A 9,594-nucleotide genomic window follows, 5' to 3' on the forward strand; every position below is an offset into this window, starting at 1 on the left:
CGCGGCGCCGACGCGGCCCGTGCGGCCGTGGCCGCCCAGGCCCGCGCCTACGGCGTGGGCGACGAGGCGCGTCTGGCCGCGGCGCTCGACCGCTGGTTGGCGAGCAGCCTGCGCGAGCGCGTCCGCGCCCGAGCGCACATGGCGCCGGAGCTGCCCTTCTCCGTGTCTCTTGGCGACGCTGCGCTCTGGGGCGCGATGGATCTGGTCGCCACCGACGGGCCCTGGGCCGCGCCGGCTGGCGAGGCGCTCATCGTCGACTACAAGACGGGCGGATCTCCCGATGAGGCGCCGGCTGACCTGCGTGCCAAGCACGCGCTTCAGGCTGCGTGCTATGCCTATGCGGCGCTCGCCGTCGGCTACGAGGCGGTCGAGCTCGTCTTCGTCCGCGTTGAGCAGGCCAGTCCATCCGACCCCGCCGAGCCCCAGCAGCTGTCCTACCGCTATGCCGCCGCCGACCTCCCCGTCCTCGAGGAGGCCCTCCTCCGGCTCGCGGGGTGACAGAGGGTCATGTCACTCTACTTGGGTCGATGACATTAGGTGTGACCCTCTGTCACTTGCTCGGTTTTTGTTCCCGATAGCCCGTACCTGGACGAGGGGAGCTGGCGGCATTCCCCCAGGTCGGCTTCTACCTCGCTTGAGTGACATTGGGTCGAGTGACATTGGAGTGACATTGGGTCACACCTAATGTCACTAACATCCCGGGTCACACCTAAGGGGGTGACAGAGGGTCACACCTAATGTCACCCTGCGAGTGACGGAGGGTCACACCTAAGGTGACGTTGGGTCACACCTAATGTCACTCTACTTGGGTCGATGACATTAGGTGTGACCCTCTGTCACCTCGGTTTTTGTCCCTGATAGCCCGGACCTGGACGAGGGGAGCTGGCGGCATTCCCTCAGGTCGGCTTCTACCTTGCTTGAGTGACGTTGGGTCACACCTAATGTCACTAACATCCCGCTCGCGTCTCAGAAGCCCCTCTGTTGAGTACACCGTCGCATAGGGTGCTTCCGCGCGCCGCCCCCCCCCTCGCCTCGCCCCTTCGTGCCGTCTCCGCCGCGCCGGCTACGCCCTCGTTTCGGTGCCTCGCATTTGCGCGCTCTTCTTCGGGGGGGCAGGGGGCGTCGGTCGGTGACGGGGATGACATTAGGTGTGACCCTTTGTCACCCGGTGACGGAGGTGACATTAGGTGTGACCCTCTGTCACCCGCCCGCCCCCTCTGTCACCCGCCCGCCCCCGCCAGGCGTGCCTTACGCATTCGTAATGCGCGCTCGGGCGGCACGGCTTGGTCCGGCAGGCGCGGTATAATCCTCGCAGGTTATTCGGGCGCCTGCGGGCGCCCTGCGTGTGAGGGGGGTTCCCATGGACGTGCTGCTGGTGGAGGACGACCCGATGATCGTCTCGGCGCTCGCCGGCCTGCTGGAGGGCGAGGGCTACCGCGTGCGCGCGGTCGGCCGCCAGGACGAGGCGGTGGCGGCGCTGGCCGAGACCACGTTCGACCTGGCGCTCCTGGACGTGACGCTGGCCCAGGGCAACGGGTTCGCCGTGTGCGCTGCCGCGCGGGAGGCGCATTCCTCCATGCCGGTCATCTTCCTGACCGCCTCCGACGATGAGTTCTCCACCGTGGCGGGGCTCGACATGGGTGCCGTCGACTACATCGCCAAGCCCTTCCGCGCCCGGGAGCTGCTCTCGCGCATCCGCGTGGCGCTGCGCACCTCCGGCGAGGCGAGCAGCGTGCTTGCCGCTGGCGACGTGCGCCTGGACGCGGCGTCGGCTACGGTGACGAAGGGCGGGCGCGAGGTGTTCCTCTCGGCGCTCGAGTACAAGCTGCTGCTCTACCTGCTCCAGAACAAGGGACGGCTTATCACGCGTGAGAACCTGCGCGACGCCATCTGGGACAGCGCCGGCGAGTACGTGTCCGACAACTCCATCAACGTCTACATCCGCCGCTTGCGCGAGAAGGTCGAGGACGATCCGGCCGAGCCGTCCATCGTGGTGACGGTGCGCGGGCTGGGCTACAAGGTGGGGGAGTAGCGTGGGATCGACGACCACCCTGTTTCGCCAGGGAGCGGCCCTCGTCGCGTTGATGGCGCTCATGACGGCCGGGGCGCACCATGCGTCCGGCGCAGGCGCGGGCGCATGGTGCGCGGCGGCCGGAGCGGTGGCGCTCGCGTTCTTCCTGGGGGTGTCCTGGGCGCGTCACCGTCAGATCCGCCGGCTCACGGCGGAGATCGACGAGGTGCTCCACGGCGGCCGCAGCGTTGGCTTCAGCTCCTGCCGCGAGGGGGACGTGGCCATCCTCACCAATGAGCTGGGGAAGATGGTGGCGCGCCTGGCGCGCGCCGGCGAGCAGCTCGCGCACGAGAAGTCGGCGCTTGCCGATGCGCTTGCGGACGTGTCGCACCAGATACGCACCCCGCTCACGGCCGTGGGACTCATGCTGCCCGGCATCGAGGCCGCAGACGACCCGGTGCGTCGCAAGCGGGCCGTCTGCGAGCTGGAGGCCCTGCTCGACCGGGTGGCGTGGCTCGTGACCACGCTGCTCAAGATAGCGAAGGTGGACGCCGGGGCCATGCCGCTGAACATGCGGACGGTGACCGTCGCCTCCGTGGCGCGGCGGGCCGTGGAGCCCCTGGCCATGACCGCCGACCTTCACGACGTGGCCCTGGTGATGGACGTGGACGAGAGCGCGGTCTTCGAGGGGGACGCCCGTTGGACGGCCGAGGCGATCGAGAACATCGTGAAGAACTGCATGGAGCACACGCCGGCGGGCGGCACGGTGAGCGTGCGCGTGCGTGAGGACGCGCTGGCCACGTCCATCGTGGTGAGCGACACGGGCCCGGGCATCGCGCCGGAGGATCTGCCGCACCTGTTCGAGCGCTTCTACCGCGGCCGCGGTCAGGGCGCTGGCGAGACAGCCGAGGAGGCCGCCCTGCGCGCGCCCGGCGGCTTCGGCATCGGGCTCGCGCTCGCCCAGGCGCTCGTGTCGGCCCAGGGCGGCACCCTGCGCGCCGCCAACGGCGAGCAGGGCGGCGCGCGCTTCACCGTCAGCTTCCCGAAGCTCGTGGTGTAGCGCGCGGTTTCCCAGTCGTCCCGCTCGCACGCCCCTGCACCCCGAGGGCTGGGGCGCGGCCGCGCCGGCCGCGCCGGGCGCGGGGGGGGCACCGCCTCGCGGCTTGCATTACGATTCCGTAATGCGCTGGTCACGGGTGGGAAAGGCCGCTTGGCCATACTCGTTCCCAGACTGCAAGCCAAGAAGGAAAGGCGGATGCCATGGACATCCTGACCGTCAGCCACCTGACGAAGGTCTACGGGGAGGGGACGGCGGCCACGCGGGCCCTCGACGACGTGACGTTCTCCGTCGCGGAGGGCGAGTTCGTCGCCATCGTGGGATCGTCGGGATCGGGCAAGTCGACGCTTCTGCACCTCATGGGCGGCGTGGACCGTCCCACGTCGGGCCAGGTGCTGCTGAACGGCGTCGACGTGTACGCGCGCTCTGACGAGGAGCTGGCGGTGTTCCGCCGCCGCGAGGTGGGGCTCGTCTACCAGTTCTACAACCTCGTTCCGGTGCTCAACGTGGTGGAGAACATGACGCTGCCGGTGGCCCTCGACGGGCGGCCGGTGAATGAGGGGCGGCTCTACGGGCTGCTCGACAAGCTGGGGCTGCGCGGACGCGAGGGGCACCTGCCCAGCCAGCTCTCCGGCGGCCAGCAGCAACGTGTGGCCATCGGGCGCGCGCTCATGAACGCGCCGGCCGTGGTGCTGGCCGATGAGCCCACGGGCAACCTCGACACGCGCAACTCCCGCGACATCATGGCGCTGCTGCGCGAGTCCAACCGCGCGCTGGGCCAGACGCTCGTCGTCATCACCCATGATGAGGAGATCGCCCTTGCCGCCGACCGCATCATCGCCATCGAGGACGGCCGCATCGTGCGTGACGAGAGGATCCGGCGATGAGCGGCGCCATGACCCGCTTCACCCTGCGCTCGCTCACGGCCAATCGCGTGCGCACGCTCGTGACCGTGGCGGGCGTCGCCTTGGCGGCGGCGCTCCTGACCGCGGTGCTCACCACCTACACCTCGCTCCAGTCGATGCTCTACGAGGCCGAGGGTCATCTCTCGGGCACCTGGATGGCGGAGGCCAGCTCCGATGATCCGGCGCAGCTCGATGCCGAGCTGGCGGAGGGCCTGGCGTCGGGCGAGCTCGCGGAGGCCGCAGTGCTCCAGGACCTCGGCTTCGGCCAGCTGACGGAGGAGCAGCGCGACATCCACGGCAGCTACCTCGTGCTGAAGGGGTTCACCGGTGATGTGGGGAAGCTCTGCGCCGTGCGGCCGAGCGAGGGGCGCCTGCCCGAGGCGCCCGACGAGATCCTGCTGTCCGGGACGTGGCACGACACCGGCGGCCTGGAGGTGGGCGATACCATCACGCTGCCCGTGGGCGAGCGCATCGCGCGGGTCAAGCCGGGGAGGGACGCGGCTTCCATCGAGAGCTTCTCGGTATCCGTGTCCTCCTCCGACTTCTCGAGCGTGGACGAGACGGTGATCGTGGACGGCACGAAGCTCGACTCGTCCCACGGCTACTTGGGCGACATGGGAGACGGCTCGTTCGAAGAGGAGCTCGTGAACGTCGAGGAGCGCACCTTCACGGTGACGGGCTTCTACGACCGCTCTACCTACGTCAGCTCCAACGGCGCGGGCATGACGGGCTTCGTCGGCGGCCTTGCGGGCGACGGTGTGGCGAGCGCGTACGTCACCCTTCCCGACGTAGACAGCACCAAGGAGGTGGAGGAGCGCGCGAAGGCGGTGTTTCCCGAGGCAGATGTGTCGCTGCACCTGGCGATGCTGCGCTACATGGGCGTGCGCTCGGATGGCGCCGTCTGGGAGACGTTCTTCGCCATCGCAGCCGTGCTGGCCGTGGTCATCGCCGTGTCGTGCGTGTCGCTCATCTACAACGCCTTCGCCATTTCGGTGGCCGAGCGCATGCGGCAGTTCGGGCTGCTGGCGTCCATCGGCGCGTCGAAGCGCCAGCTGCGCCGCGCAGTGCTTCTGGAGGCGGGGGGCGTGGCCTTGGCCGGCATTCCGCTCGGGCTCGTTGTGGGCATTGCCGGCTGCACGGTGACGTTCGCGCTGATCGGGCCGATGATCGCGCAGGTGTTCGGCGCGGCTGAGGTGGGCTTCCCGGTGAAGGTGGCGCCTTGGGCGCTCGTGGCATCCGCCCTGTTCACCCTGGTCACGGTGCTGGTGTCGGCGGCGGTGCCTGCTGTCCGCGCGAGTCGCGTGAACGTGGTGGACGCGCTGCGGGGCGCGCAGGTCGATCGCGCGTCCAAGCGCGGCGCGGCGCGGGCGGCGCGCGCCGTGGTGCCGAGCCGCCTGTGGGCGGGCCGTGGCCTGGCTGGGCGCGTGTTCGGGATGGGCGGCCAGCTGGCGCGCCTCAACGGCAAGCGCGGCGCGAGCCGCGGGCGCGCGGCGTCGGTCTCGCTCGCGCTGGCCATCGTGCTGCTGATGACGGCCGGGTCGCTCTCCGCGTTCCTGGGCACGCTCGCCGACGTGGCCGGCGGGGGCGAGGCCCCTGCGGACATAGCCGTGATGACGACGCTGCGGGTGTTCGACGGCGAGGACGGCGGAGGGGGCGCCGGGGACGCGGGCTCCGCAGGCGCCGGGGAAGAGGGCGCTGCGGCTGCGGCTTTTGACGAGCCGATGACCGCAGCGGAGGCCGTGCGCCTCTCCGACGAGCGGTTCATCGACCAGGCTGCCGTGTTCGGCCAGGCATGGGAGGTGCTCTGCGCCACGCCAGACGCCGAGCCGGTGGGCTGGCAATTCGGCGGCTACGCGCCGATCATCCTCCCCGATGCCATGGCCGGCAAGGCGTATCGCGTTCCCGCCAACGGGGGCGTCGGCGGCCAGCTGGCCGACGGACGCTTTGCGGCCAACGCGCTCATCACCTACCTCGATGACGCGTCCTTCGACCGCCTCGCCGCCGAGCACGGGCTCGACGCGGCGGACTACCACGACGCGGACCATCCGCGCGCCATCGGCGTGGCGAAGGGGTATGGCAACGACGGCACGGTCTACCAGCTGATGGACGTGCTCCGCTCCACCGGCACCGTCGAGGTGCTGGCGGGCGGTGCCTTGCGCGGCGTGCCCGTGGACGGCTTCTCCATCGCGCCCGTCGGGTCTGGACGCGGGGGAGACGAGAACCTCGTGAGGCTCGATCCCTTCTTCCTGCGCGACGACGGCCGCGAGGACGTGAGCGAGGAGGAGCTCGCCTCGAGTCAGGTGGAGATGGCGCTCGAGCCGCTCGAGGTGGCCGCCCTCATCGACGAGGCGCCGCCGGTGGCGGGGAGAGCGGGCGATCAGCTGCAGCTCATCGTGCCGACGTCGCTCGCGCAGAGCCGCGGATACGGCATCTTCGCTCCCACCTTCACCGCCTACTTCGACGCGCCTGAGGGCCAGTCGCCCGTGGTGGCTCAGGAGCTCGTGGATCGCGCCGGCGCCTTCTTCCACGACGAGACGCCCTACGAGACCTCTTGGCTGGGCATGAGCGATTACGCCAGCTCCGCCACCAGCAACCAGATGCTCGCGCTCGTGGTCAACGTGTTCTGCCTGCTGTTCTCGGTGATACTTGCGCTCATCGCGCTGGCCAACGTGTTCAACACGGTGACCAACGGGCTCATCCTTCGCCGTCGTGAGTTCGCCGTGATGCGCTCGACGGGACTGTCCAACCGCCAGTTCCGCGCCATGATCATGGACGAGTGCGTCGCCTGGTGCCTGCGCGGCCTCGTGCCGGGGATCCTGGTCTCGGTGGGCGTGTCCTTCCTGCTGTACCGGGCGGTATCCCTGTCGATCAGCGGCCTGGCCTTCGTGTTGCCCTGGGGCTACGTGGCGCTCGCCTTCGCCATGACCGCCGTTGCCATCGGCATCTCCGTGGCCTACGGCATGCGCCGCTGCAAGGCTGACAGCGTGGTGGAGGCCCTGCGCATGGACAACGCCTAAGGGCAGGGACGCGCGGCGATAGGCGAGGGCGTGGAAGCTGACGGGGCCGACGTTTCGCGGGAAGCGTCGGCCCTCTCTTGCGCGTGGGATTCTGGGTTGCGTCGGCGCTGGGGGAGGGCGGGCGTCTTGCGGGGCGCCTGGCCGCCCGCGCCTGGTGGCTCCGGTCGGCGACTGCGCCCGGCCCCCCCGTCAGGCGCCTCCCGGCGTCCTCCCCGCCGCGTCCTCTGCTGGCGCCTTGCGCGCCCCTTCCTCTTGGCGGCGGGCCCCTCTCGGATCTCCGGGTTTCTTCCTGGCGGGTGTTTCACGTGAAACACCCGACTTTTTTCTTGACACTGTGCATAGGTGTATATATGATGTGTATATAGGGTATATACACTATTCACGATTCTCCGTCGTCCGGGACGCCGAGCGCGGGGGATCCGACCGAACGGGCGCGCGCCGCGTCGGCGCCGACCGGGAGGAGGCACCTTGGACATCATCGTATCGAACGCCAGCGGCGAGCCCATCTACGCGCAGATAGCGTCCCAGATCAAGGGCGCCATCCTCGCGGGCGAGCTGGGGGAGGGCGAGTCCCTGCCCTCCATCCGCGCCCTGGCCAACGACCTGCGCATCAGCGTCATCACGACGAAGCGCGCCTACGCCGAGCTGGAGGAGGCGGGCTTCATCGACACCGTGCAGGGCAAGGGCTCGTTCGTGGCCGGCGGCAATCTGGAGCTGCTGCGCGAGGAGCGCCTGCGCCGCGTGGAGTCGCTCCTGTCCCAGGCCGTGGCCGAGGCCGCATCGGCCGGCATCGCGCCGGAGGAGCTGCACGCCATGCTCGACCTCATGGCAGAGGAAGGCTGAGCGGGCCCGGCCCCGCACGCCGCCGCAGGATAAGGCAAGAAAGCGAGACACGCATGGACTATCTGATAAGAGTGGACGACCTGGAGAAGCGCTACGGCGACTTCGCGCTCCAGGACGTGAGCCTGGCCGTGGAGCCGGGATCCGTGGTGGGCTTCGTGGGCTCCAACGGAGCCGGTAAGACCACCACGCTCAAGGCCATCCTGGGGCTCATCGTCCCCGATGGCGGCGTCATCGAGCTTCTGGGCGAGCCGGTGGCGGGCCCCGGGGCCCGCGCCCGCGCCCAGGTGCTCGACGCCGTGAAGGCGCGCATCGGCGTGGTCTTCGACACCTGCGCCTTTCCTGCCACCTGCCGCGTGGCGGACGTGGGGGCTATCGGGCGGGCGGCCTACCCCACGTGGAGCCGCCGTCGCTTCGAGGAGCTGTGCGAGGCCTTCGGCCTGGCGCCCAAGAAGACGGTGAAGGAGCTCTCCCGCGGCATGGGCATGAAGCTCACCCTGGCCTTCGCCCTGGCCCATGACCCGGAGCTGCTCGTGCTCGACGAGGCCACGGCGGGCCTCGATCCCCTGGCCCGTGACGAGGTGCTCGACATTCTGCGCGGCTTCATGGCCTCGGGCGACCGCGGCATCCTCATGTCCACCCATATCACCTCCGACCTGGAGAAGATCGCCGACGAGGTGGTGTGCATCGACGCGGGCCATCCCGTGTTCTCGCTGCCCAAGGACGTCATCTGCGACGAGGCCGGCGTGGCCCGCTGCCGCGCGGGCGAGCTGGAGGAGGTGCTGGGCTCCGGGGCGCTCGCGCCGGGCGCGGCGCGCGTCCTGCGCCACGACTACGGCGTGGACGTGCTCGTTCCCGACCGCTTCGCCTTCGCCCGCGCCTTCCCCCAGGTGCCGGTGGACAAGGCCTCCATCGAAGACTATATGACGCTCATGCTGAAGGGAGAGGCCCGATGAAGACCCTCGTAATCTCCGATTTGGTCACCATGCGCAGCGCGCTTGCGCAGATGGCGGGCATCTGCCTGCTGGTGTACGTGTTCATCTCCTTCGCCACCCAGAGCATCGTGGCCGGAGCCGCCGCGGTGGCCGTCATGGTGCCGTTCATGTACTTCTTCACGGTGAGCGCCTACGACGAGACCCATAACTGGGAGCTGTTCCGCCTGACGCTGCCGATGACGCGGCGCCAGGTGGTGTTCGGGCGCTATGCGAGCCTGCTCGTGGTGATCGCCGCGTCGCTTGCGGTGAGCTTCGCGTTCGGCGTGCTCTTGGCCCTGGCAGCCGGGGCGCTGGCCGGTTCGCTGGGCGTCGTCGTGCCGGAGGGGCTGCTGCCCCAGGGGGACTTCGTCCCGGTCATCTTCGGCGCTGCGGTCATGCCCGTGGTGATCATGCTGGTGGCCTGCGCGTTGGCGCTGCCGCTGGTCCTGCGCTACGGCGTGACGAAGGGGACGCGCCTGGTCCCGGTGGCCGTGGTGCTGATCATGGCCTTCGCCATCTACCTGGTGGGGGACGGAGGCCTGGGCGCGGGGGCGCTGGAGGGCCTGGAGGCCTGGCTCGCCCAGGGGTCGAACCTGGCGGTGGCCTGCGGGCTTTCCGTGGCAGCGTCGCTCGTGCTATACGGAGCGAGCGCCTGCGTGGCCGCGCGGCTCTACGAGCGCCGCGAGCTGTAGCGCGCCGAACGCGACGAGGGCCCCTGCCTGGCGCGCGGGGCGCGGCGGACGTCGGGGGCCGCCGCGCGCCAGGCGGTGGACGCGGGGCCCGAACGGCG

8 protein-coding genes are annotated in these 9,594 nt (G+C 70.0%); all 8 read left to right on the top strand.

Going from position 1 to position 9,594, the window contains the following annotated elements; all coding sequences use genetic code 11:
- Nucleotides 1-498, top strand: a 498-nt coding sequence (locus D1643_RS08410) for a PD-(D/E)XK nuclease family protein (protein ID WP_160710201.1), incomplete at its 5' end; no start/stop codon positions are given.
- Between the two features lie 862 nt (nucleotides 499-1,360).
- Entirely contained in the window at nucleotides 1,361-2,032 is a 672-nt protein-coding gene (locus tag D1643_RS08415) for a response regulator transcription factor (protein WP_160710202.1), read from the top strand.
- Nucleotide 2,033: 1 nt separating this feature from the next.
- A complete protein-coding gene (locus tag D1643_RS08420) occupies nucleotides 2,034-3,071 on the top strand; it encodes a sensor histidine kinase (protein WP_370520319.1) in 1,038 nt (345 codons plus the stop codon).
- 200 nt (nucleotides 3,072-3,271) lie between these two features.
- Nucleotides 3,272-3,955: an ABC transporter ATP-binding protein gene (locus D1643_RS08425; protein ID WP_160710203.1), complete on the top strand. Its 684-nt coding sequence runs from the start codon at nucleotides 3,272-3,274 to the stop codon at nucleotides 3,953-3,955.
- Entirely contained in the window at nucleotides 3,952-6,990 is a 3,039-nt protein-coding gene (locus tag D1643_RS08430) for an ABC transporter permease (protein WP_160710204.1), read from the top strand. Before D1643_RS08425 ends, D1643_RS08430 begins: the two co-directional genes overlap by 4 nt.
- 468 nt (nucleotides 6,991-7,458) lie before the next feature.
- Nucleotides 7,459-7,833, top strand: a complete 375-nt coding sequence (locus tag D1643_RS08435) for a GntR family transcriptional regulator (protein ID WP_160710205.1) — start codon at nucleotides 7,459-7,461, stop codon at nucleotides 7,831-7,833.
- Nucleotides 7,834-7,886: 53 nt separating this feature from the next.
- Nucleotides 7,887-8,786, top strand: coding sequence for an ABC transporter ATP-binding protein (locus D1643_RS08440; protein WP_160710206.1), 900 nt, complete (start codon nucleotides 7,887-7,889; stop codon nucleotides 8,784-8,786).
- Nucleotides 8,783-9,496, top strand: a complete 714-nt coding sequence (locus tag D1643_RS08445) for an ABC-2 transporter permease (RefSeq protein WP_160710207.1) — start codon at nucleotides 8,783-8,785, stop codon at nucleotides 9,494-9,496. Before D1643_RS08440 ends, D1643_RS08445 begins: the two co-directional genes overlap by 4 nt.
- Nucleotides 9,497-9,594: the final 98 nt, after the last annotated feature.

The sequence above is a fragment of the Enterorhabdus sp. P55 genome (genome assembly GCF_009911695.1).
Classification (GTDB): domain Bacteria; phylum Actinomycetota; class Coriobacteriia; order Coriobacteriales; family Eggerthellaceae; genus Enterorhabdus.